Raw genomic sequence first — 22,202 nt, forward strand, 5'->3', positions numbered from 1 at the left:
GCATGAGGACGGTCGGCATCCTGGGGGGCATGGGCCCCGAGGCGACGATCCTATTGATGCAGAAGGTCATGGCGGCGGTGCCCGCGCGGGACGACGCCGATCACGTGCCGCTGATCGTGCATCAGAACAGCCAGGTCCCCAGCCGGATCGCCGCGCTGATCGAGGGCACGGGACCCGATCCTGGCCCGGTCCTTGCCGGCATGGCGCGCGATCTGGCGGCGGCGGGCGCCGACGCGCTCGCCATGCCCTGCAACACAGCGCATCACTACGCCCCGGCCATCCGCGCGGCGACGGACCTGACGTTTCTGGACATGGTGGACCTGACGGCGGCGGCGCTATCCGCGGCGGGTGCGCGGCGCGTGGGGCTTCTGGCCTCGCCGGCGACGCGGTTGGCGCGGGTGTTCGACGCGCCGTTCGGCGCACACGGGCTGGAACCCGTTATCCTGCCCGATGACGCCGCCCTTCTGGAGCTGATCCGGGCGGTGAAGTCAGGCGAGCCGTCAACGCGCCTTGCGCCGCGGCTGGCGGTCGAGGCCGACGCGTTGATCGAGGCCGGCGCCGATCACCTGCTGGTGGCCTGCACCGAACTGTCGCTTGTCCGCAACGCGCTGCCCGAAAGGGTCCCGAGCACCGACAGCCTCGATGTCCTCACCGAGGCGATCGTGTCGTTTTCGCGCGGGTGACCCGCGCCGCGCGGATCAGCCGTTCGAGACGACCTCGCGAATGGCCGGCTTCTTGTCGGCATGTTTGCCGGAGTTGGCGTCGATGAATTCGAGCACCAGCGGCCGGATGTTGTTGCGCCAGGATTTGCCCGCGAAGATGCCGTAATGCCCGGCCTCGGGCTCCAGGTAGCTGGCCTTCAGGTGATCGGGCAGTCCCGTGCAGAGATCGAGTGCCGCGACGCATTGACCGGGGGCCGAGATGTCGTCCTTGCCGCCCTCGACGGTCTTGACCGCGACATCGGTGATCTTGCCGATATCGACCGCGTGGCCGTAGACCGTGAAGCGGTTCTCGGCGATCTCGAGGCCCTTGAATATCCGTTCCACGGTCGAGAGGTAGAACTCTGCCGGCATGTCCATGACAGCAAGGTATTCGTCGTAGAACCGGTTGTGCTGGTCATTGTCCCGCGATTCGCCCTTGGTGACGCGCATGATCTGTTCGGTGAACGCCTTGGCGTGACGCTCTGCATTCATCGAGATGAACGAGGCGAGCTGAAGCATCCCCGGATAGACCATCCGCCCGACGCCCTTGTACTTGAAGCCGACGCGCTGGATCATCGTCTCTTCGAGCTGGCCCATGGTCACGCGGCGCCCGAAATCGGTCACCTCGGTGGGGGTGGCGTCGGGATCGATGGGACCGCCGATCAGGGTCAGGGTCTGCGGCTGCGCGTCGGGATCGAGCTCGGCCAGGTAGGCGGTCGCCGCCAGTGCCAGCGGCGCCGGCTGGCAGACCGCGACCACGTTCACGTCCGGCCCCAGTTCGCGCATGAAATCCACGAGGTAGAGGGTGTAATCCTCGATATCGAACTTGCCTTCCGACACCGGGATGTCACGCGCATTGTGCCAGTCGGTGACATAGACCTCGCAATTGACCAGCAGCGACTTGACCGTTGCGCGCAGCAGCGTGGCGTAATGGCCCGACATCGGCGCGATCAGCAGCACCTTGCGCGGCTGCTCGGGCCGGCCCGAGACGTTGAAGTGGATCAGGTCGCCGAATGGCTTGGAGACGACCGTGTCGATGTTGACGAGGTGGTCCTTGCCGTCCTCGCAGGTGAAGGTGCGGATGCCCCAGTCGGGCTTGGCCACCATGCGCTGGAAGCTGCGCTCTGTCACCTCGCCCCAGGCCGCCATCCATTCGAATGCGGGGTTTGGCATCATGCTAAAAACCGGATAAGATGACATCGAGAGGGCGGAGGCACCGAGCCATTGACTGGCATTCCGGAAGGATTCCATGAGATCGTATGTGGCCATGTAGCGCATAGTCTGTTCCTATCTTTGGTCAGCACCGCTTCGGTTCATATCGCCCACCCCCGATACGACGTCGCGATGCTGCTTTGCAGAAACTGGTAAGGGAAAATGACTGAAATGGCAATGCAAGACGATGGTAGCGGACAAAGTGTTCCCAGGATCAACGAGAATCTTGCAAAGGTCGAGCAGCTTTCGCAGCGTCTCATCAAGACGCTCGCATCGCGCAACCCTGCGGATCCCACGCTGGGCAACCCGTCCAACGAGCTTTTCACCAAGGCCGCGACGACCTACTGGACCGAGATGCTCGAGAATCCGGGCAGAATGTACGAGCAGCAGCTTGAATACTGGGGCAAGTCCGTGCGCCATTTCATGGAAGCCCAGCAATCGATGCTGCGCGGCAGCACGCCCGAGGACGAGGACGAGCCCGATCCGCTGGCCGGTGACAAGCGGTTTGCCAACCCGCTGTGGAACTCGCACCCGTTCTTTCGCTACATCAAGCAGCAATACGCCCTGAACGCGCAGGCGATCGAGCAGGCGCTGGACGATATCGACGAGGACCTGCCCGACAAGGATCGCAAGCGCCTCGATTACTTCGCGCATCAGATCATCGACATGATGTCGCCGACGAATTTCCTCGGCACCAACCCCGATGCGCTGGAAAAGGCCGTCGAGACCGAGGGCGAAAGCCTCGTGAAGGGGCTGGAGAACCTGATCGCCGATCTCGAGGCGAATGACGGCGAGATGGTCGTGCGCCTCGCCGACGACAAGGCGTTCGAACTGGGCACCAACATCGCCACCACGCCGGGCGAGGTGGTCTACCGCAACCGGATGATGGAGCTGATCCAGTACACGCCCACCACGGACGAGGTCCACGAGGTGCCGCTGATCATCTTTCCGCCCTGGATCAACAAGTACTACATCATGGATCTCAAGCCGGAAAACAGCCTGATCAAGTGGATCACCGATCAGGGCTACACGCTGTTCGTCGTCTCCTGGGTCAACCCCGATGCGAGCTATGCCGAGGTCGGCATGGAAGAGTATATCGAGGAGGGCTTTCTGACCGCGATCCGTGAGGCCAAGGCGATCACCGGGCAATCCCAGGTCAACACGGTGGGCTACTGCATCGCCGGGACGACGCTGCACATGGTGCTGGCGCTGATGGCCAAGCGCGGCGACAAATCGGTGAAATCGGCGACGTTCTTCACCGCGCTCACCGATTTCTCCGAGCAGGGCGAATTCACCCCGTTCCTGCAGGACGATTTCATCAATGGCATCGAGCGCGAAGTGTCCGAGCAGGGCGTGCTGCGGTCGTTCATCATGGGGCGCACGATGTCGTTCCTGCGCTCGCGCGATCTGGTCTACCAGCCGGCGATTCGCAGCTACATGATGGGCGAGTCGCCGCCGGCCTTCGATCTGCTCTACTGGAACGGCGACGGTGCGAACCTGCCGGCGCGGATGACGATGCAGTATCTGCGCGGCCTGTGCCAGCGCAACGAATTCGTCGAGGGCGGGATCGATCTGTGCGGCGAGACCCTGCACATCAAGGACGTCAAGGTGCCGCTGATGGCGGTGACCTGCCAGAGCGATCACATCGCGCCGTGGAGGGACTGCTATCGCGGGTTCAAGGCGACGGGGTCGCGCAGCCGTGGCTTCATCGTCTCGCAATCTGGCCATATCGCCGGGATCGTCAACCCGCCCGCGAAGAACAAGTACGGGCATTACACCAATGACGATCTGCCCGCCGCCGCCGATGACTGGATGGAGGGCGCGGTGCATCACGAAGGCTCGTGGTGGCCGCGATGGGAGGCTTGGCTTGCCAAGCGGTCCGGCAAGCGCGTCAAGGCCCGGATGCCCGGCGATGCCGAGCACCCGCCGCTGGAGCCGGCCCCGGGCACCTACGTGACCAGGAAGGCCGCTGTCTGATCGCGCGCGGCGCAGTAAAATTTTTCTGCGACGCAGCAGAAAACCCTTGCAATGCTGCAGTGCAGCATTTAATTGGTTGGCAGTAGCAAAGCAGATCACGAAAGGATCTAGACAATGGCAAACGCAAACACACAAGACTTCAGCAACATGTTCAAGGACGTCATGGGCTCGTTCCCCGTCGACACGAAAGCGATGGAAGACGCGTTCAAGAACCAGGCAAGCCTGAACGAGAAACTGTCCAGCGTCGCGCTGAACGCGGCCGAGCAGTCGGCTGAAATCTCGAACAAGTGGGCCAAGGACACCCTCGCCAAGATGACCGAGATGTCGAAAGCCAAGTCCGAGCCGGCAGACTATGCCAAGGCGATGACCGACTTTGCATCGGCCCAGTCCGAAGTCACCGCAGAGCACATGGCCGCCTTCGCCGAAGTCGCCAAGAAGGTCCAGATGGAAACCGTCGAGCTGATGATGTCGGCTGGCAAGACCATGCAGGAAGACGCCACGAAGGTTGTCAAGAAGGCGACCGACGACGCGACCGCCGCGGCCACCAAAGCCGGCAACGCTGCGAAGAAGTAACAGGTCGATTGCCCCCTCCCCTCCCTGGGGCATGATCTGTAAAGGGCGAGCCACACCGGCTCGCCCTTTCTTTTTGCTGCAGTTGCGTCTACGGTACGCTGCACTGCTGCATTCCACCGGAGGATACCTGTTGGCCGACCCCCAGAAACCGTTGCTGATCAAGCGTTACGCCAGTCGGCGGCTCTACAATACCGAGACCTCGGATTACGTCACGCTGGAGGATATCGCCGAGTTCATCCGCGGCGGCCGCGACGTCCAGATCATCGATCTGAAATCCGGCGACGACCTGACCCGGCAATACCTTCTGCAGATCGTGGCCGAGCATGAAAGCCGCGGCCAGAGCGTGCTGCCCAACAACGTGCTGACTGACCTGGTGCGCAGCTACACCACGCAGGCGACCAGCGTGGTGCCGGAATTCCTCGCGGCGAGTTTCGAGATGCTGCGCGACGGGCAGTCGAAGATGCTGGAAAACATGACCAAGGCGAACCCGCTGACGGCGATGCCCGGCATGGAGGCGATGCGCGCCCAGCAGGAAGCCTTCATGAAGGCGATGACCCGCGGCGAATTGCCGAAACTGGGCAGCAGCATGCCCGCAAGCGACGACGACGACACGCCGGCCGGCACCGAGGAAGAAATCGAAGAGATCAAGAAACAGCTTGCCGAACTGCAGCAGAAGCTTTCGAAGATGGACAAGTAAGCCCCTCATGGTCGAAAGCCCGGGGCGGATCACTCTCTGGGGGATCGAGGTGTTCATGGCCGCCGCCGACGAGCGGTCGATCTCGGCCGCGGCACGGCGGCTGGGGGCGAGCCCCTCGGCGGTGAGCCAGCAACTGACAAATCTCGAGACCGCGGTCGGCGCGATCCTGCTGCAGCGCAAGGCGCGGCCGGTCCGGCTGACGACGGCCGGAGAGATCATGCACCGCCGCGGCCAGGCGATCCTGAACGAGGCCGCGCAGGCCCGCGCCGAACTGGCGATGTCGCATCTGTCGATGCTGACGCGGTTCCGCCTCGGCATGATCGAGGATCTCGAGGCGGATGTGACCCCGCAGCTTCTGACCCACATGGCGGGCGAGCTGGACGGCTGTCAGTTCCTGCTGGAAACCGGCGCCAGCCATGACCTTTACGATCAACTTGACGCGCGGTCGCTCGACGTCATCGTGGCGGCAGAGCTTGGTGATGCGGCGGACTGGACAGAGGTGCATCCGGTGCTGCGCGAAGGCTTCGCCGTGGTCGCCCCGCGCGGGGTGATCGACCCCGGGGGCGATGTGCTGGGGCAACTCGAACGCCTGCCGCTGATCCAGTACACGCAGCGGCATTACATGGGGCGGCTGATCTCGGCGCATCTGGCGCGGGAAAATCTCAGCCTGCCGTACCGGTTCGAACTGGATAGCTACCATTCCATCCTGGCGCTGGTGGGGCAGGGGGCCGGGTGGTCGATCCTGACGCCGCTGGCGCTGATGCGCGCGCGCCGTTTCGCCGATCAGATCGACGTGTTGCGGCTGCCGATCGCACCGCTGACCCGCACGATCAGCGTGATCGCGCGCAAGGGGATCCTGCAGGACATGCCCGCGACGCTGGCCGCCAACCTGCGGCCGATCCTGCAGGACACCATCGTCGCCCCGGCGATCCGTCAGCACCCGTTCCTCGCCGCCGATCTGACGCTAGTCTGATCCCCGCCGGTCGCGGAAGAACGCGCGCAGCAGCGCCTCGGCCGCGCGCGCGCCGATGCCGTCGTAGATCTCGGGCGCGTGGTGCGATTGCGGCTGCGCCAACACCCGCGCGCCGCGCGCCACACCGCCCGATTTGGCATCCTCCGCCCCGTAGTAAAGCCGCGCGATGCGCGCCGCGGCGATGGCGCCCGCGCACATCGCGCAAGGTTCCAGCGTGACGTAAAGATCATGCCCCGGCAGGCGTTCCGACCCAAGCGCGGCGCAGGCGGCGCGGATCGCGAGGATCTCGGCATGCGCGGTCGGATCGCCCAGCTCGCGCGTGCGGTTGCCGGCACGGGCCACGACCGCGCCCGACGCATCCACCACCACCGCGCCCACCGGGACCTCGCCGCGGGCCGCGGCGGCGCGGGCCTCTGCGAGGGCCAGGGTCATGTGGCTGGGAAAGGTCATGGCGCACCGGTCCTCTTGCGGGCGTGCCCCGGGCCGGGCCTCACACGGTCAACGGGGTCGAGCGTGTGACCTTGCGCACGAGGTCGACATTGAACTGGGCCTGCAGCGCCACGTTCAGCCGCGGCGATTTGCGGGTCATCGCGCGCAGCGTCACGCTGTCCCATTCGAGGTAGCGCGCCCCCGCATCCAGCGTGACCGAGGCGCTGGCCGAGGCCCCGGTGATGAAGGCCAGCTCGCCCACGAACATGGGATCCTCGACACGCACCTCGCGGCCGGTCTTGTCGATCTGCACGGCACCGTGATGCACGTACCACAGCCGGTCCACCGGCGCACCCTGCCGCGTCAGGCTGACCGGTTCCGCGGCAGTGACGGACCGTGCGGATTTCATCAGCCTGCGGAACTGGCCCGGTGTCAGCATCGTGAAATGGTGAAACAGCGATTCGGTATGATGCGACATCGCGAAGGTGGTCCGCTCCAGCGCGATGACGGCGATCATCGCGATGTTCACGCAGCCCAGCACGGCATTGGTGATGACCGGCTCCCACAGCGGCGCCGCGGCGAGGTTGTAATAGTAGAAGAGGTAAAGCGCGCTGGCCGACAGCATGAAGACCCGCAGCCGCAATTCGTCCCGCGCGAGGAACCCCAGCACGCCGCACAGGAAGCCCAGATAGAGCAAAGCCTGAATCGAAAGCCCCACCTGTTCAGCCATCGCTGCGCGTTCGCCCCCTTGTTGACATGTGGCGGACCATAGACCCGGTTGACCACCGGTCAAAGGGCCTTTTGCACGCATCCGCTTTGGGCTATGAACTGATGCCATGAACACGTCCCCCTCCTCGCCGCCGGGCGAGCGTATCGCCAAGGTCATCGCCCGCGCGGGCCGCGCCAGCCGCCGCGAGGCCGAGCGCCTGATCGAAGCGGGGCGCGTCACGGTGAACGGACAAAAGATCACCCGCGCGGCGCTGAACGTGACACCGGACGACAAGGTCGTGGTGGATGGCCGCGCGCTCGAGGCACCGGAACCCGCACGCCTGTGGCTCTATCACAAGCCCACCGGCCGCGTGACCACCACCCGAGACGAACAGGGGCGCGCGACGATCTACGACGATCTGCCCGCCGACATGCCCCGGGTGGTCAGCATCGGCCGGCTCGACCTCAACTCCGAGGGCTTGTTGCTGCTGACCAATGACGGCGCGCTCAAGCGCAGGCTGGAACTGCCCTCCACCGGCTGGCTGCGCCGCTACCGGGTGCGCGTCAACGGTCGGCCCGACGACGCTGCGTTCGAACCCCTGCGCCGCGGCCTGACAGTCGACGGCGAACGCTTCCAGCCGATGACCGTGACGCTGGACCGCCAGCAAGGGGCGAACGCGTGGATCACCGTGGCGATCCGCGAGGGCAAGAACCGCGAAGTGCGCCGCGCGATGGAGGATATCGGCCTGCGCGTGAACCGCCTCATCCGCCTGTCCTACGGGCCGTTCCAGCTGGGCCAGCTGAAACCCGGCGCGGTCGAAGAGATCCGCCCCCGCGTGCTACGCGACCAGCTGGGCCTAAAGGACGCGTCCACCCCCGACGAGACGAACAAGCCCAAGCCAACCCCGCAGCGCCGGCGCAACCGGAGCTGATTTCATCTTTCCCCAAATACTCCGGGGGAGGCGCCCGGAACGGGCGACGGGGGCAGAGCCCCCGACACCGCCTCAGATCTCGATCGGCGTCATCACCTCGGGCTCGATCACGTCGACCCCGGGCAGCGCCGCCGCCAGCGCGTCCGCCGACTGTTCAAGCAGCGGGAAGGTCTTGTAATGGCACGGGATCACCGTCTTGAAGTTGAAGAAGGTCTTCGCGGCATAGCCCGCGCGGCGCATGTCCATGGTGAAATGCCCGCCCGCGCAGAGGATGCCGATATCGGGCTTGTGCAGGTCGTGGAACACCTTCATGTCGGCCATCACGTCGGTATCGCCCGAGACATAGATCATGTGCCCCTCGCCGGCGATCATGAATCCGCATTCGCTGCCCGGAACATGCGGGCCGGTATCGGTGCCGAAGCTGGTGGAATGGGTGGCATGCACCATGGTCACCCCGACGCCGTCCAGGTCCACCGTGCCGCCCTTGTTGAAGCCGACGACCTCGATCTGCTCGGTCGCCTCCCAATGGCTCATCAGGTCGAACTGCCCGACCATCGGGATATTCAACTGTTTCGCCAGGTCCAGCACGTCGGTCGCGTGATCGAAATGCGCGTGGGTCAGCAGGATATGCGTGGCGTCTTTAAGGGCCGCGTCATGCGCGTCCTCGGGCAACATCGGGTTGCCATTCAGCCACGGATCGATCAGCAGGACCTGCCCGCCGATCTCGATCCGGAAAGAGCTGTGTCCAAGCCATGTGATTTTCATCGTCGCCTCCGGTGATTTGCACTGCTCCGACAGTAGCAAGCCTGCCGGCGGAATAAAGGGGTGCGACCTGCGTCTTGCACCCTCACCGCGCGGACGCTAAACGCGGGCGGAACGGACAAGAGGAGAGGCTCATGTCGATCGACGTGGAAACCGCCGCCAAGGTGGCCAAGCTCGCGCGCATTCGCGTGGACGACGCGGCGCTGCCGGGGCTGGCGCAGGAATTCAACACGATCCTCGGATTCATCGAGCAGTTGAACGAGGTGGATGTGACAGGCGTCGAGCCGATGACGAGCGTCACGCCACAGCGATTGAAGCGCCGCGCGGACGTGGTCACCGAGGGCGACCAGCAGGACAGGATCCTGTCGAACGCCCCCGACGCGCGCGAAGGGTTCTTTGCCGTGCCGAAGGTGGTCGAGTGATGGGCGATCTCAATACCCTGACGATCGCCGAGGCCCGCGAGGCGCTGCGCCGCGGCGACGTCACCAGCGTGGATCTGACCGAGGCGTGCCTGACGGCCGCGCAGGGGGCGTCCACGCTCAATGCCGTGGTCCACGACACGGCCGATCTCGCACGCGAGCAGGCACAGGCCGCCGACACGCGGATCAAGGCCGGGGATGCCCCGTCGCTGTGCGGCATTCCGCTGGGGATCAAGGATCTGTTCTGCACGCGCGGCGTCGGCACCCAGGCCGCCAGCCGCATCCTTGACGGGTTCCGTCCGGAATACGAGTCGACCGTCACGCAGCAGCTTTTCGATGCCGGAGCGGTGATGATCGGCAAGCTCAACATGGACGAGTTCGCCATGGGCTCGTCGAACGAGACGAGCGTCTACGGCAACGCGGTCAACCCGTGGCGCCGCGCGGGCGACGACGCGGAGCTGACCCCGGGCGGGTCCTCGGGCGGGTCGGCCAGTGCCGTGGCCGCCGATCTCTGCCTCGGCGCTACGGGCACCGATACCGGCGGGTCGATCCGCCAGCCCGCCGCCTTTACAGGCATCACCGGCATCAAGCCCACCTACGGGCGGTGTTCGCGGTGGGGGATCGTCGCCTTCGCCTCGTCGCTCGATCAGGCGGGGCCGATGACGAAATCCGTGCGCGATGCGGCGATCATGCTGGCCGCGATGTGCGGGCACGACCCCAGGGACAGCACATCCGCCGATATCCCCGTGCCGGATTTCGAGGCGATGCTGACCGGCGACATCCGCGGCAAGGTGATCGGCATTCCCGAGGAGTACCGCATCGACGGCATGCCGCAGGAAATCAGCGATCTCTGGGCGGAAGGGACCGCGATGCTGAAAGCGGCCGGGGCCGAGATCCGCGACATCTCGCTGCCGCACACGAAATACGCGCTGCCCGCCTATTACGTGATCGCACCCGCCGAGGCGTCCTCGAACCTCGCGCGATATGACGGGGTGCGGTACGGCCACCGGGCGCATCTGGCACAGGGCGACGGCATCACCGAGATGTACGAGAAGACCCGCGCCGAGGGCTTCGGCGCGGAAGTGCAGCGCCGCGTGATGGTCGGCACCTACGTGCTGTCGGCGGGGTTCTATGACGCCTATTACAACCGCGCGCGCAAGGTGCGCACCCTCATCAAGCGCGATTTCGACGAGGCCTTCGCCGCCGGTGTCGACGCCATCCTGACCCCGGCCACGCCAAGCGCCGCCTTCGGCCTGGGCGAGATGACCGAGGCCGATCCGGTGCAGATGTATCTCAACGACGTGTTCACGGTGACGGTGAACCTTGCGGGGCTGCCGGGCATTTCCGTGCCGACGGGGCTGGATAGCCGCGGGCTGCCGCTTGGCCTGCAACTGATCGGGCGGCCTTGGGAAGAGGGCGATCTGCTGAACACCGCCTACGCGCTGGAAGCGGCCGCCGGGTTCGTGGCCAAGCCCGCGAAATGGTGGTAATCGATGATCAGGGATCGAAGCAGGATGAAAGACATGCGCGTCACGCTTGGGGTGATGATGATGACGCTGCTCGGGGCTTGCGCCCCGGCGGTGCCCTTTGACGACTACCGCGAGGTTGACAGCGCCGCGCGGGACGCGGAACTGTCGGGCGGCGGCTTGCAGGCCCCCGACGCCGTCTCGTCCGAGCCGCTGAGCGCGCTCTCCCCCGATGCCGAGGCGTCGCGCATCGCCGCCGACGCGCAGGCGGCGCTTGCCGCGACCGGGTCGGGCGAGGACATGATGCGGCAAGACACCTCGACCCCGCAAGGCGGGGTGGCGAATGCCGAGGGCATATCGCGCGAGAACGATTTCGAGGCGGTCGATCGGCAACGCTCGATCGAGCAGGACGCCGCGCGCATCGCCCGCAACCGCGCGCGTTACGAGGTGGTCCAGCCCCAGGAGATCGGCAGCCGGCCCGGCGATGTCGGCCCCAATATCGTGGCCTACGCGCTGGCCAGCACGCATCCCAAGGGCACCCAGATCTACAACCGGATCGGGATCAACCTGGAGAATCGTTCGGCGCGCAATTGCGCGCAGTTCTCGTCGCCCGACAAGGCGCAGATCGCGTTCCTGAGCCAGGGCGGGCCCGAGCGTGATCGCCAGGCGCTGGATCCCGATGGCGATGGCTATGCCTGTGGCTGGGATCCCGCCCCTTACCGGCGGGCGGTCGCCGATTGATCCTGCGGTGATCTGGCACCCCTCGCCCAATTCCGGGCCGCGGCGGGGCGGCGCACGTCCCGATCTGATCGTGCTGCATCACACCGCCATGCGCACGACCGGGGCCGCACTTGACCGGCTGTGCGATCCCGGTGCCGAGGTCTCGGCGCATTACCTGATCGATGCGCGAGGCCGCGTCTGGCAGCTTGTCGAGGAGGCGATGCGCGCCTGGCATGCCGGGGCCGGGCAGTGGGGCGCGGTGACCGACGTCAATTCACGGTCGATCGGGATCGAGCTGGCCAATCCCGGCGATCAGCCCTATTCCCACCCGCAGATGACGGCGCTGGAGGATCTGATGGCGGGCGTGATGCGGCGCTGGCGGATCGCGCCGGAGCGGGTCATCGGCCATTCCGACATGGCCCCGCTGCGCAAGTCCGATCCCGGCCCGCGCTTCGACTGGCGCAGGCTGGCCCGTCAGGGCCTGTCGGTCTGGCCACGCGAAGGTGCCGCGGGCGCGGTGTCGAGAGAGGATTTCCTGCGCGACGCCCACGCCTTCGGCTACCGCCTGCAGGGCGCGGTGAATGCCTGCGACCTCCTGCGGGCGTTTCGCCTGCGCTTTCGCCCGTACGCGTCCGGGCCGCTCGTGGATCGGGATTGCGCGCTGATCGCAGATCTTGCCGCCCGCTTCCCCGTTGACCGCGACATCGCGACCGCCTAAGCGGGACGGTGCGCGGAGGGTTGGATGGCCGCGGCGGGCGTCAGCCTGTCGAGGAAAGTCCGGACTCCACAAGACAACGGTGCCGGGTAACGCCCGGCCGGGGCAACCCGAGGGAAAGCGCCACAGAAAACAGACCGCCCCGGCCATGTGCCGGGGTAAGGATGAAACGGTGAGGTAAGAGCTCACCGCGGGACGGGCAACCGGACCGGCACGGCAAGCCCCACCGGGAGCAATGCCAAATAGGGACCGCACGCGGGGGCAGGTCGGGCAACCGATCGCCCGCAGGCACGTCTTGGCCCGGCGGTCCGGGTTGGCAGCCAGAGGCGCATGGGTGACCATGCGTCGAGATGAATGGTCATCCAAGGGGGCGACCCCTGGACAGAATCCGGCTTACAGGCCCTCCGCGCATCTTTTCATTTCCCGCAAGCGGGCTAAACATTCCGTCATGCCGTATGAATGGACCCACGCCCCGAACGGTGCCTCGCAGGATACCACGCTGTCGCTCTGGCCGCACAGGTCGCTGTCGCGCCGGGGTTTCGCCGCGTTCCTGCTGATCACCTTCGCGCTGATCACGCTGCCGCTTTTCTCGGTTCTCGGCTCGGCCGTGCTGTGGGGGCTGCTGCCGTTCCTGATGGCGGCCGTGGGCGGTATCTGGTGGGCGCTCGAGCACAGCTACCGTACCGCACGCCTGAGCGAAGTGCTGACCATCGCCCCCGACGAGGTGCATCTGGTGCGCACCAACCCGCGCGGCGACACGCAGGAATGGGATTGCAACCGATACTGGGCAAAGGTCGAGATGCATCCCCGGGGCGGCCCGGTCGAGCATTACATCACCCTGAAGGGTGGCGGGCGCGAGGTGGAGATCGGCGCGTTCCTGTCGGAAACGGAACGCAAGGCGCTGTTCGGGGAGCTGTCGGACGCGTTGACCATGCGCCAGTGAGGCGCGCGGCCGCCTGCAGAGACCTTCGGTGGAAACGCCGCGCGGCGAAAACGCGGAATGCACCGAAATCGCTAATACCGCATTAACCATTCCTAAACGCGTGGTGCCCTAATCATTTACCAAGCATGACAAAGGGACCCGCATGGTCGCACGCGCCTATACCGTGGCTTTCGAAGGTGTCGAGGCACGCGCCGTCGAGGTGCAATGCGCCGTCACGCCGGGCATGCCGGCCTTCTCCATCGTCGGGCTGCCCGACAAGGCCGTGTCCGAGGCGCGCGACCGGGTGCGTACCGCACTGTCGTCGATGGCGATCGCCATGCCGTCGCGGCGCATAACCGTGAACCTGTCGCCGGCGGATCTGCCCAAGGAAGGCAGCCATTTCGACCTGCCGATCGCCATCGCGGTGCTCGCCGCGCTGGAAATCATCCCGCGCGACGCGGTCGAGGGCACGACCGCCCTCGGCGAGTTGTCGCTCGACGGCACGCTGGTGCCGGTGATCGGCGCGCTGCCGGCGGCAATGGCCGCGGCCGCCGACAACCGCATGCTGCTTTGCCCGCGCGCCTCGGGGGGCGAAGCGGCCTGGGTGGGGGCTGCGCAGGTGATCGGCGCGGATACCCTCGCGGATGTCGTGCGCCACTATACCGGGCAGGCGCTTCTGCCCTGCGCCGAGCCGGGCGAGGTGGCCGCCGCCCCGGTGGGGCGCGATCTGCGCGACGTCAAGGGGCAGGAACGCGCCAAGCGCGCGCTGGAGATCGCCGCGGCGGGGCGTCATCACCTGATGATGGTGGGCACGCCGGGGTCGGGCAAATCCATGCTGGCGGCGCGACTGCCCGGCATCATGCCGCCGCTCACCGCGCCCGAAGCGCTCGAGACGTCGATGATCCATTCGCTGGCCGGGCTGCTCAGCGAAGGCGGGATCAGCCGCGACCGCCCGTTTCGCGAACCGCACCACACCGCCTCGATGGCGGCGATCGTCGGCGGCGGGCGCCGTGCCGCACCCGGCGAGATCAGCCTTGCCCATAACGGCGTGCTTTTCATGGACGAGTTCCCGGAATTTTCTCGCCCGGTGCTGGAAACGCTGCGTCAACCTGTCGAGACCGGCGAGGTCATCATTGCGCGCGCCAACGCGCATGTGAAATATCCGTGCCGTTTCATGCTGGTGGCGGCCGCGAACCCCTGCAAATGCGGGTACATGAGCGATCCCGCGCGGGCCTGCGCGAGGGCGCCTGAATGTGGCAACGACTACATGGGACGGATTTCCGGGCCGCTCCTGGACCGGTTCGATCTGCGCGTCGAGGTGCCGCCCGTGGCCTTCACCGATCTCGATCTGCCCGCCTCGGGGGACAGCTCGGCCGCGGTGGCGGCACGTGTGTGCGCGGCGCGCGCGGTTCAGCAGGCGCGGTTCGCGTCGACGCCCGGTCTTCGGCTGAATGCCGATGCCGAGGGGGGCGCGCTGGAGGAAATCGCGCAGCCCGACGCCGAAAGCCGCGCGCTGATCGCCCGCGTGGCCGAGCGGTTCGGGCTGACGGCGCGCGGCTATCACCGGATCCTGCGCGTTGCGCGTACCATCGCCGATCTCGACGGCTCGGATGCCATGTGTCAGCCGCACGTGGCCGAGGCGGTCAGTTTTCGTCTGGGCGGGATGAAAGAGACCTGAGCCACGCCGCGAGATCGCGCAGGGTGTCATCCGCCTCGGGCACGAGGCCGTGGAACATCGGCCAGACATGCGGCAGCTCGTGGCGCAATACCTCGGTGACCTCGACACCGTCGGCGCGCAGCCGCGTCGTCATCCGTCGGGTGTCGTCGAGCAGGATCTCGCTGTCACTGGCTGTCAGCCAGACCGGCCCCGCGCCGGCGAACGCCGCGAAGAGCGGCGAGGCGCGCGGATCGCGCGAATCGGTGCCCCGCAGATAAAGCTGCGCCATCTCGCCGGCTCGGTGTGCCGGCAGCATCACGTCGGCGCGTGCGTTGCGGCGCAGGCTGTCGCCGGAAAAGGTGAGGTCGGTCAGGGGCGAGAAGGCAAAAAGCCCGCGCGGCCGGCGCCCGCCCTGCCGCAACGTCTCGGCCAGCACCGCAAGGGCAAGCCCGCCGCCGGCGCTGTCGCCGCCAAGGATCACCCCGCCGGGATGGTCGCGCAGCGCCGCGAGGGCGGCCAGACCATCCTCGACGGCGCGGGGGAAGGGGTGCTCGGGCGCGAGGCCGTAAGCGGGCAGACAGGCGGGCAAGCCCGCCAGCCCGGAAAGATGCGCCAGCATCGCCCGGTGCGTCGCAGGCGACCCGAAGACATAGCCCCCGCCGTGGAAGTAGAGAATCGCCGGTCCGCTGTCGCACGCGACGCCGGGACCGAGCGCCCACGTTACCTCCATCTCGCTGCATCCGTCTGCCTCGAACCGGCTGCCTCGGGGCGGGCGGAACCAGAACTTCGCCTTGCGCTCGAACCCGTCGCGCAGGCGCTCCGGATCGCGCGCCCGTGCAAGATGCGGTTTTTCCATCAGTCGCAGCGCAAGGTTCAGAACGCTGCGACGCAGGCTCATGCCCGCCGCGCCTCGATCGCGTCCCAGATCAGGCCCGCGCCGTTCGTGCCGTCGAAGCGTTCGAGCTCCTGCAATCCGGTGGGCGAGGTGACGTTGATCTCGGTCAGGTTGTCGCCGATCACGTCGATGCCCACGAAGATCTGGCCCTTTTCGCGCAGAAGCGGGCCGATGCGCGCGCAGATCTCGAGATCGTGATCGGTCATCTCGACCTTTTCGGCGCGCCCGCCGACATGCATGTTCGAGCGTGTCTCGCCCTCTGCAGGGATCCTGTTGATGGCCCCGATGGGTTCGCCATCCACGAGGATCACCCGCTTGTCGCCGCGGCTTACGGCCGAAAGGTATTTCTGCGCGATCAGCGGCTCGCGGCTGAGGCCGGTGAACATCTCGTGCAGGCTGGCCAGATTGCGGTCGGATTGCGGCAGGTGAAACACCCCTGCGCCGCCATTGCCGTAAAGCGGTTTGAGGATGACATCGCCGTGTCGGGCCCGAAACGCGCGCAGCGTGGCGATATCGCGCGCGATGGTCGTCGGCGGCATGAGATCGGGAAAGTCGAGAATGAGAAGTTTCTCGGGGTAGTTGCGCACCCAGAACGGGTCGTTGACCACCAGCGTCCGGGGGCTCAGGCGATCCAGCAGATGCGTGGTGGTGATGTAGAACATGTCGAAGGGCGGATCCTGCCGAAGCATGACCACGTCGAATTCTGCCAGATCGACGGTCCGCTCTTCGCCGAGCGTGAAATGGTCCCCTGCGACGCGTTGCACCTGCAGGGGCCAGCCGCGGGCCGTCACGCGCCCTTCGTCATAGGCCAGTCGTTCGGGAAGGTAGTAGAACAGATCGTGTCCGCGCGCCTGGGCCTCTTCGGCGAGGCGGAAGGTGCTGTCTGCATTGATGTCGATCGGTCCGATCGGATCCATCTGAAACGCGATTTTCATGTCCGGCCTCTATCTGTTGCCGGCATTTACATGCGGCATGGGCCGGCAAGGTGCAATTCAGAAATCACCGAACGCATTTTCCACGATGCGCAGATCGCCCGCCACGTCGACGAGTGCGAGATCGAAGCGGACCGGGGCAAGCTGTCCTTCGGGCGTCCGCCCGAGATATTCGCACGCGGAATCGAAGATCCGCCGGATCTGTCCGGGCCTGACCCGGTTCAACGCCAGATCGAAACTCGCGGCTTTCTTCACTTCGCAAAAGACGTACGTGTCGGCGTCCCACAGCACGAGATCGATTTCGCCGCCCCTGCCGCGCCAGCGACGTGTCAGCACCTGTGCGCCGCGGGCCGCGTAGCCGCGCAACGCGATGTCTTCTGCAGCCAACCCGGAAAGATGTGCCCGCTGCCCGCGGTCACGGCGAGGCCCGCAAGATGCCGCGCGCGCAGCGTGCACCACCGGTGCCACGGGTTGGAAAAATGGTTGTCTCATCCGGCCTCGTTCTTCGTCGCCAATTCGAGCGCCCGCTGATAGACGCGGCGCCGCGGCAGCCGCAAACGTGCCGCCACCTGATCCGCCGCATCCCGAACCGAAAGGTCCTGCAAGGCGGCCTGCAGCGACCTGTCTAGATCGATTTCCTTAACATCCTGCGAAGATCCGCGCCCCAGCACCACCACGATCTCGCCCTTGGGTGGCGTGACTGCGCAGCCTTCTGCCAGTTCTGCGAGGGTGCCGCGTCGCACTTCCTCGAATTTCTTGGTCAATTCGCGGCAAAGAGCGGCCGGGCGATCGGCCCCCAGAACCTCTGCCGCATCGCGCAGCATCGCGTCGATCCGTTTGGGTGATTCGTAAAGGACCAGCGTCGCGGGCACCTCGGAGAGGTCCGCCAACACCGTCTTGCGCTTGCCCGAGGTGCTGGGCAGGAATCCGGCGAAGAGAAAGCGGTCGGTCGGCAGGCCTGACACGGTCAATGCGGTGACCGCCGCCGACGGGCCCGGCGCGGAGATCAGCGGATGCCCGTCGGCCACCGCCGCGCGCCCCAGATCAAAACCGGGATCGGCGACCATCGGCGTGCCGGCCTCGGACGCGTAGACCACCGATTTGCCCGCCGCGAGCGCGGCCATGATCCTGGGGCGCATGCGGGCGCCGTTGTGATCGTGATAGGGCCAGAGCGGCCGGTCGCCCACCGGGATCGCGTGAATGTCCATCAGGCGCCGCAGGCTGCGCGTGTCTTCGGCTACCAGTACATCTGCCGCCGTCAGGATGTCGAGCGCGCGCAGCGTGATGTCGCGCGCCGCCCCGATCGGCGTGGCGATCAGGTAAAGCCCGGCGGCCAGTTTCTGCGTGTCGGGATTCATCGCTGGACCCGCCTTTCGTGACGTTTATGATCGGGCAAGGTTTCGGTTGTATCATCGCCGGCGGAAGGCCAGACAATGGTGCAGCGCAACGAAGGAGTCGTCGATCTCATGTTTGCCATTCCAAAGCTGCTCCGCATGACGGTTGCCAGGGGCGTCGCATGTCTCGCGATCCTCTGGCTCGCCGCCTGCGAGCCCATCCCCATGAGCCAGGGCGCCATCGGCGCGGCGCCCGCACGCGACGCGGTCCCCGTCGCGCTTCTGGTGCCGCATGGCACGTCCAACGCGCAGGAGCAACAGCTTGCCCGCGATCTCGAGAACGCGGCACGCATGGCCGTGGCGGATCTTTCCGGCGTCGAGATCGATCTTCGGGTCTACGGCACGGCGGGGCAGGCGTCGCAGGCACGCGAGGCCGCGCTCAACGCCGCCGAGGATGGCGCGCGCATCATCATCGGGCCGCTCCATGCCGAATCGGCCAACGCAGTCGCGGTCGCCGTGGCGTCCCGCGATCTCAACGTGCTGACATTTTCCAACAACCCGACGATCGCCGGGGGCAACCTGTTCGTTCTGGGCCAGACATTCCAGAACACCGCGAACCGGCTGGCAGGTTATGCTGTGGGGCAGGACGTATCGCGCATCGTCGCGGTATATTCCGACAATCTGGCGGGCCGTCTGGGGCGCACCGCGATCGACCAGGCGGTGGCGAGGAATGGTGGAACGCTTGCCGGCAGCGTCGCCTACGAGTTTTCGCAGGAGGGTGTTCTCGACGCCGTGCCGTCCATCCGCGATACGGTCGAGACCGAATCCGCCGATGCGATCTTCCTCACCTCGACCACCGCCGGGGCGTTGCCGCTCTTCTCGCAGATGCTGCCGGAAAACGGTCTGGGTCCGGACCGGCTGCAATATATCGGGCTTGCCCGCTGGGACACGCCGCCGCAAACGCTGCAATTGCCGGGCGTGCAGGGCGGGTGGTTCGCGATGCCCGATCCCAACCGCTCGGCGCGGTTCCAGAGCCGGTTTCAAAGCGCGCACGGCTCCACCCCGCATCCGCTTGCCGGGCTGGCCTATGACGGGATCGCCGCGGTCGGGGCGCTTGTGAAGTCCGGACAAGGCCTGGGCCGCGCGGGGCTGACGCAATCGGCCGGGTTCAAGGGCGTGAACGGCGTCTTCCGCCTGCGCCCGGATGGCACCAACGAGCGTGGCCTTGCCGTGGCGACCATCGAGAACGAGGCGGTCAGGATCCTGTCGCCCGCGCCGCAGGGCTTTGGCGGGGCCGGGTTTTGAGACCTGCCAGCGGTCCCTGACATGACCCTGACCATGAACCGTCCGGACGACATGATCTGTCCGGCGCGCGAGATATTCGACCACGCCGCTGCCGAGGCAGAGCTGGACCGGGCCGTCGCGGACGCGGGCAGCGATCGCACGGCCCTGCGCCGCGCGGCGGTCGAGATCCTTGGGAGGCGCATGAAGACGGGCCGCGCCGCCATCGCGGCGGCGTTCGCCAAGCGCCCGTTCGACGCGCGTCCCGTCACCCGCGCATATTGCTGGCTGACCGATTGCGTGATCCTGATGGCGCTCGAGCTGGCGACGCGGGTCATGCATCCGCTGCACAATCCGACCGAGTCCGAGCGCCTCGCGCTCTTCGCCGTCGGCGGCTACGGGCGCGGGGAAATGGCCCCGCAATCGGATGTCGATCTGCTGTTCCTGACCCCCTACAAGATCACGCCCTGGGCCGAGAGCGTCATCGAGAGCATGCTGTACATCCTGTGGGATCTGCGGCTGAAGGTGGGGCATGCCAGCCGCACGATCCGCGATTGCCTGCGCCTCGGGGCCGAGGATTTCACCATCCGCACGGCGCTTCTGGAAAACCGCTTTCTGGTGGGCGATGAAAGCCTTGCGCGCAGGCTCAACCAGCGCCTGCAGGACGATCTTTTCAGCGGCAGCGAGCGCGCGTTCACCGAGGCCAAGCTCGAAGAGCGCGACGCGCGCCACGAGAAGCTGGGCGAGCGCTACATGGTCGAGCCCAACGTCAAGGAGGGCAAGGGCGGGCTGCGCGACCTGCAATCGCTGTTCTGGATCGCGAAATACCAGCACGGGGTGAAGGATGTGAGCGAGTTGATGGCCCTGGGGATGTTCAGCCGCGACGAGTTCAGCACCTTCCTGCGCGCCGAGACCTTTCTTTGGGCGGTGCGCTGTCACCTGCACCTGATCGCGGGACGGCCCAACGAGCAGCTGACCTTCGACATGCAGGTCGAGGTGGCCGATCGCATGGGCTACAAGGACACCTCGGCGCGGCGCGGGGTCGAGATCTTCATGCAGGATTACTTCCGCCACGCGACCTCCGTCGGCGATCTGACACGGATGTTCCTGACCAAGCTGGAAGCCTCGCATCTGAAATCCGAACCGCTGCTGCAGCGCCTTTTGAAACGGCGCAAGAAGCTCAAGGCAGGGTATGTCGAGATCAACGGCCGACTCGCCGTCGAAGACGAGGATGCGTTCCTGACCGACCCGCTGAACCTGCTGCGGCTGTTCGAAGAGGCGTTGCGCACCGGCCTGCTGATCCACCCCGACGCGATGCTTCTGGTCACCGCGAACCTGCACCTGATCGACGCCAAGATGCGCAACGACCCGCGCGCGGCCCGGCTGTTTCTCGATCTGCTGCTGAAGCACGGCAACCCGGAACGCGCGCTGCGGCGCATGAACGAGCTGGGGGTGCTGTCGGCCTTCCTGCCGGAGTTTCAGCCCGTCGTCGCGATGATGCAGTTCAACATGTATCACCATTACACGGTGGACGAACACATCATCCAGTGCATCTCGCATCTGGCGCAGATCGAGCGGCGCGAACTGATCGAGGAGCTGCCCGTCTCGTCCTCGATCTTGAAGGAGGGGGTGAACCGCCGGGTTCTTTACGTGGCGCTGCTGATGCACGATATCGGCAAGGGGCGCGACGAGGATCACTCGATCCTTGGGGCGCGCATCACCCGGCGGGTGGCGCCGCGGCTGGGCCTCAAGCCGCGCGAGGTCGACACCGCCGAATGGCTGGTGCGTTATCATCTGCTGATGTCGGATATGGCGCAGAAACGCGACATCGCCGATCCGCGCACCGTGCGCGACTTTGCCAAGGCGGTGAAGACGCGCGAACGGCTGGATCTGCTGCTGCTGCTGACGGTGTGCGACATTCGCGGCGTCGGCCCCGGCACGTGGAACAACTGGAAGGCGTCGCTGTTTCGCGCGCTTTACCGCCAGACGCGCCGCGTGCTGGAGGACGGGTTCGAGGCGATCACCCGCGAGCAGCGCGGCGCCGATGCCAAGCGCAACCTGCGCGCGGCGCTGTCTGACTGGGATCCGCGCCACCTGAAACAGGAAATCAACCGGCATTATCCGCCCTACTGGCAAGGGCTGCATGTCACCGCGCACGTGATCTTAGCGCGGCTTCTGTGGTCGCTGCAGGATGACGAGATCGGCATCGACCTTGCGATCGACGAGGATCGCGACGCCACCCGCGCCTGTTTCGCGCTGGCCGATCATCCCGGCATCTTCTCGCGCCTCGCCGGGGCGCTGGCACTGGTGGGCGCGAATGTGGTGGATGCGCGCACCTACACCACCAAGGACGGCTTCGCGACCGCGGTCTTCTGGATCCAGGACAATGAAGGCCACCCGTTCGAGTCCGAGCGCCTGCCGCGTCTGCGCCAGATGATCCACAAGACGCTTCAGGGCGAGGTGGTGCCGCGCGAGGCGATCAAGTCGCGCGAAAAGCTGAGGAGACGCGAACGCGCGTTCCGCGTGCCCACGCATATCACCTTCGACAACGAAGGATCCGAGGTCTACACGATCATCGAGGTCGACACCCGCGACCGGCCCGGCCTGCTATACGATCTGACGCGCACGCTTGCGGCGTCCAACGTCTATATCGCGTCCGCGGTGATCGCGACATTCGGCGAAAAGGTGGTCGATACCTTCTACGTCAAGGACATGTTCGGTCTGAAGTTCCATTCGGAAAGCAAGCGTGCCTCGCTGGAGCGCAAATTGCGCGCCGCGATCACCGAAGGCGTCGAGCGCGCCACATCCTGAAGGCGACTGCGCCGTCGTGCCCCGCGGCGGATTCGATCCCCGCGCGGGCGCTGAAAATGCCGACATCCGGACGGTGACAGGCCATC

Annotated in this window: 22 protein-coding genes and 1 other RNA gene; 15 read left to right on the forward strand and 8 right to left on the reverse strand. The window is 66.3% G+C overall.

Annotation, left to right across the window (positions count from 1 at the left end; all coding sequences use genetic code 11):
- Positions 1–2 precede the first annotated feature (2 nt).
- The gene (locus V8324_RS09715) at positions 3–683 is read left to right on the forward strand and encodes an aspartate/glutamate racemase family protein (protein WP_336419738.1); all 681 of its coding nucleotides are present in this window, start codon (positions 3–5) and stop codon (positions 681–683) included.
- Between the two features lie 15 nt (positions 684–698).
- Here V8324_RS09715 and phaZ read toward each other — a convergent pair whose 3' ends face one another.
- Complete coding sequence (gene phaZ / locus V8324_RS09720; protein WP_336419739.1) at positions 699–1,979, reverse strand: polyhydroxyalkanoate depolymerase; 1,281 nt, start codon at positions 1,977–1,979, stop codon at positions 699–701.
- A gap of 105 nt (positions 1,980–2,084) precedes the next feature.
- Here phaZ and phaC point away from each other — a divergent pair, with 105 nt between their 5' ends.
- The 4 genes from phaC (at position 2,085) to V8324_RS09740 (ending at position 6,133) form a co-directional block, all read left to right on the forward strand.
- Positions 2,085–3,890: a class I poly(R)-hydroxyalkanoic acid synthase gene (gene phaC / locus V8324_RS09725; RefSeq protein ID WP_336419740.1), complete on the forward strand. Its 1,806-nt coding sequence runs from the start codon at positions 2,085–2,087 to the stop codon at positions 3,888–3,890.
- A gap of 147 nt (positions 3,891–4,037) precedes the next feature.
- Positions 4,038–4,463, forward strand: a complete 426-nt coding sequence (locus V8324_RS09730) for a phasin family protein (protein ID WP_442970504.1) — start codon at positions 4,038–4,040, stop codon at positions 4,461–4,463.
- 130 nt (positions 4,464–4,593) lie between these two features.
- Positions 4,594–5,160 carry a polyhydroxyalkanoate synthesis repressor PhaR gene (phaR, locus tag V8324_RS09735; RefSeq protein WP_336419742.1) on the forward strand — a complete coding sequence of 189 codons (567 nt, stop codon included), beginning with the start codon at positions 4,594–4,596 and terminating at the stop codon, positions 5,158–5,160.
- A 7-nt stretch (positions 5,161–5,167) separates the two neighbouring features.
- Positions 5,168–6,133 (forward strand): LysR family transcriptional regulator, encoded by a 966-nt coding sequence (locus V8324_RS09740; RefSeq protein ID WP_336419743.1) that lies wholly within the window; start codon positions 5,168–5,170, stop codon positions 6,131–6,133.
- Here V8324_RS09740 and V8324_RS09745 read toward each other — a convergent pair.
- Positions 6,125–6,583 carry a nucleoside deaminase gene (locus tag V8324_RS09745; RefSeq protein ID WP_336419744.1) on the reverse strand — a complete coding sequence of 153 codons (459 nt, stop codon included), beginning with the start codon at positions 6,581–6,583 and terminating at the stop codon, positions 6,125–6,127. The two genes, V8324_RS09740 and V8324_RS09745, sit on opposite strands and share 9 nt — an antisense overlap.
- 40 nt (positions 6,584–6,623) lie before the next feature.
- Positions 6,624–7,292, reverse strand: coding sequence for a cyclic nucleotide-binding domain-containing protein (locus V8324_RS09750; protein ID WP_336419745.1), 669 nt, complete (start codon positions 7,290–7,292; stop codon positions 6,624–6,626).
- A gap of 106 nt (positions 7,293–7,398) precedes the next feature.
- Between V8324_RS09750 and V8324_RS09755 the strand changes: the two genes are divergently transcribed.
- Complete coding sequence (locus V8324_RS09755; protein ID WP_336419746.1) at positions 7,399–8,202, forward strand: pseudouridine synthase; 804 nt, start codon at positions 7,399–7,401, stop codon at positions 8,200–8,202.
- 72 nt (positions 8,203–8,274) lie between these two features.
- Here V8324_RS09755 and V8324_RS09760 read toward each other — a convergent pair whose 3' ends face one another.
- A complete protein-coding gene (locus V8324_RS09760) occupies positions 8,275–8,967 on the reverse strand; it encodes a metal-dependent hydrolase (protein ID WP_336419747.1) in 693 nt (230 codons plus the stop codon).
- 131 nt (positions 8,968–9,098) lie between these two features.
- Between V8324_RS09760 and gatC the strand changes: the two genes are divergently transcribed.
- From gatC to V8324_RS09795, 7 genes are all read left to right on the forward strand, one after another.
- Positions 9,099–9,386: an Asp-tRNA(Asn)/Glu-tRNA(Gln) amidotransferase subunit GatC gene (gene gatC / locus V8324_RS09765; protein WP_336419748.1), complete on the forward strand. Its 288-nt coding sequence runs from the start codon at positions 9,099–9,101 to the stop codon at positions 9,384–9,386.
- A complete protein-coding gene (gene gatA, locus V8324_RS09770) occupies positions 9,386–10,873 on the forward strand; it encodes an Asp-tRNA(Asn)/Glu-tRNA(Gln) amidotransferase subunit GatA (RefSeq protein ID WP_336419749.1) in 1,488 nt (495 codons plus the stop codon). Before gatC ends, gatA begins: the two co-directional genes overlap by 1 nt.
- 33 nt (positions 10,874–10,906) lie before the next feature.
- Positions 10,907–11,590 carry a hypothetical protein gene (locus V8324_RS09775; RefSeq protein ID WP_336419750.1) on the forward strand — a complete coding sequence of 228 codons (684 nt, stop codon included), beginning with the start codon at positions 10,907–10,909 and terminating at the stop codon, positions 11,588–11,590.
- A gap of 7 nt (positions 11,591–11,597) precedes the next feature.
- Complete coding sequence (locus V8324_RS09780) at positions 11,598–12,287, forward strand: N-acetylmuramoyl-L-alanine amidase (RefSeq protein ID WP_442970505.1); 690 nt, start codon at positions 11,598–11,600, stop codon at positions 12,285–12,287.
- Between the two features lie 12 nt (positions 12,288–12,299).
- An RNA gene (rnpB, locus tag V8324_RS09785) (RNase P RNA component class A) lies at positions 12,300–12,696 on the forward strand.
- 36 nt (positions 12,697–12,732) lie between these two features.
- Positions 12,733–13,227 carry a DUF2244 domain-containing protein gene (locus V8324_RS09790; RefSeq protein ID WP_336419751.1) on the forward strand — a complete coding sequence of 165 codons (495 nt, stop codon included), beginning with the start codon at positions 12,733–12,735 and terminating at the stop codon, positions 13,225–13,227.
- 142 nt (positions 13,228–13,369) lie between these two features.
- A complete protein-coding gene (locus tag V8324_RS09795; protein ID WP_336419752.1) occupies positions 13,370–14,884 on the forward strand; it encodes a YifB family Mg chelatase-like AAA ATPase in 1,515 nt (504 codons plus the stop codon).
- On the opposite strand, the gene V8324_RS09800 is transcribed toward V8324_RS09795, so the two are convergent.
- The 4 genes from V8324_RS09800 to rsmI are packed head-to-tail and all read right to left on the reverse strand — an operon-like array spanning position 14,850 to position 18,048.
- On the reverse strand, positions 14,850–15,761 hold the full coding sequence (locus tag V8324_RS09800; protein ID WP_336419753.1) for an alpha/beta hydrolase: 912 nt from the start codon (positions 15,759–15,761) through the stop codon (positions 14,850–14,852). The genes V8324_RS09795 and V8324_RS09800 overlap by 35 nt on opposite strands.
- Complete coding sequence (gshB, locus tag V8324_RS09805; RefSeq protein ID WP_336419754.1) at positions 15,758–16,693, reverse strand: glutathione synthase; 936 nt, start codon at positions 16,691–16,693, stop codon at positions 15,758–15,760. The genes V8324_RS09800 and gshB overlap by 4 nt, the downstream gene beginning before the upstream one ends.
- Before the next feature lie 57 nt (positions 16,694–16,750).
- Positions 16,751–17,158 carry a YraN family protein gene (locus V8324_RS09810; RefSeq protein WP_336419755.1) on the reverse strand — a complete coding sequence of 136 codons (408 nt, stop codon included), beginning with the start codon at positions 17,156–17,158 and terminating at the stop codon, positions 16,751–16,753.
- 20 nt (positions 17,159–17,178) lie between these two features.
- Positions 17,179–18,048, reverse strand: coding sequence for a 16S rRNA (cytidine(1402)-2'-O)-methyltransferase (gene rsmI / locus V8324_RS09815; protein ID WP_336419756.1), 870 nt, complete (start codon positions 18,046–18,048; stop codon positions 17,179–17,181).
- 108 nt (positions 18,049–18,156) lie between these two features.
- On the opposite strand from rsmI, the gene V8324_RS09820 reads away from it, so the two are divergent.
- Both V8324_RS09820 and V8324_RS09825 read left to right on the forward strand, forming a co-directional pair.
- Positions 18,157–19,329 (forward strand): penicillin-binding protein activator, encoded by a 1,173-nt coding sequence (locus tag V8324_RS09820; protein ID WP_336419757.1) that lies wholly within the window; start codon positions 18,157–18,159, stop codon positions 19,327–19,329.
- A gap of 21 nt (positions 19,330–19,350) precedes the next feature.
- The gene (locus tag V8324_RS09825; RefSeq protein WP_336419758.1) at positions 19,351–22,116 is read left to right on the forward strand and encodes a [protein-PII] uridylyltransferase; all 2,766 of its coding nucleotides are present in this window, start codon (positions 19,351–19,353) and stop codon (positions 22,114–22,116) included.
- Positions 22,117–22,202: the final 86 nt, after the last annotated feature.

Origin of the sequence: Roseovarius sp. D22-M7 (assembly GCF_037083785.1) — a bacterium.
In the GTDB taxonomy this organism is placed as follows: domain Bacteria; phylum Pseudomonadota; class Alphaproteobacteria; order Rhodobacterales; family Rhodobacteraceae; genus Roseovarius.

Coding starts and splice junctions, on each gene's coding strand:
- V8324_RS09715 (WP_336419738.1), top strand. CDS start 3: ATGAGGACGGTCGGCATCCTGGGGGGCATGGGCCCCGAGGCGACGATC.
- phaZ (WP_336419739.1), bottom strand. CDS start 1,979: ATGCGCTACATGGCCACATACGATCTCATGGAATCCTTCCGGAATGCC.
- phaC (WP_336419740.1), top strand. CDS start 2,085: ATGGCAATGCAAGACGATGGTAGCGGACAAAGTGTTCCCAGGATCAAC.
- V8324_RS09730 (WP_442970504.1), top strand. CDS start 4,038: ATGTTCAAGGACGTCATGGGCTCGTTCCCCGTCGACACGAAAGCGATG.
- V8324_RS09740 (WP_336419743.1), top strand. CDS start 5,168: ATGGTCGAAAGCCCGGGGCGGATCACTCTCTGGGGGATCGAGGTGTTC.
- V8324_RS09745 (WP_336419744.1), bottom strand. CDS start 6,583: ATGACCTTTCCCAGCCACATGACCCTGGCCCTCGCAGAGGCCCGCGCC.
- V8324_RS09750 (WP_336419745.1), bottom strand. CDS start 7,292: ATGGCTGAACAGGTGGGGCTTTCGATTCAGGCTTTGCTCTATCTGGGC.
- V8324_RS09755 (WP_336419746.1), top strand. CDS start 7,399: ATGAACACGTCCCCCTCCTCGCCGCCGGGCGAGCGTATCGCCAAGGTC.
- V8324_RS09760 (WP_336419747.1), bottom strand. CDS start 8,967: ATGAAAATCACATGGCTTGGACACAGCTCTTTCCGGATCGAGATCGGC.
- gatC (WP_336419748.1), top strand. CDS start 9,099: ATGTCGATCGACGTGGAAACCGCCGCCAAGGTGGCCAAGCTCGCGCGC.
- gatA (WP_336419749.1), top strand. CDS start 9,386: ATGGGCGATCTCAATACCCTGACGATCGCCGAGGCCCGCGAGGCGCTG.
- V8324_RS09775 (WP_336419750.1), top strand. CDS start 10,907: ATGCGCGTCACGCTTGGGGTGATGATGATGACGCTGCTCGGGGCTTGC.
- V8324_RS09790 (WP_336419751.1), top strand. CDS start 12,733: ATGCCGTATGAATGGACCCACGCCCCGAACGGTGCCTCGCAGGATACC.
- V8324_RS09795 (WP_336419752.1), top strand. CDS start 13,370: ATGGTCGCACGCGCCTATACCGTGGCTTTCGAAGGTGTCGAGGCACGC.
- V8324_RS09800 (WP_336419753.1), bottom strand. CDS start 15,761: ATGAGCCTGCGTCGCAGCGTTCTGAACCTTGCGCTGCGACTGATGGAA.
- gshB (WP_336419754.1), bottom strand. CDS start 16,693: ATGAAAATCGCGTTTCAGATGGATCCGATCGGACCGATCGACATCAAT.
- rsmI (WP_336419756.1), bottom strand. CDS start 18,048: ATGAATCCCGACACGCAGAAACTGGCCGCCGGGCTTTACCTGATCGCC.
- V8324_RS09820 (WP_336419757.1), top strand. CDS start 18,157: ATGTTTGCCATTCCAAAGCTGCTCCGCATGACGGTTGCCAGGGGCGTC.
- V8324_RS09825 (WP_336419758.1), top strand. CDS start 19,351: ATGACCCTGACCATGAACCGTCCGGACGACATGATCTGTCCGGCGCGC.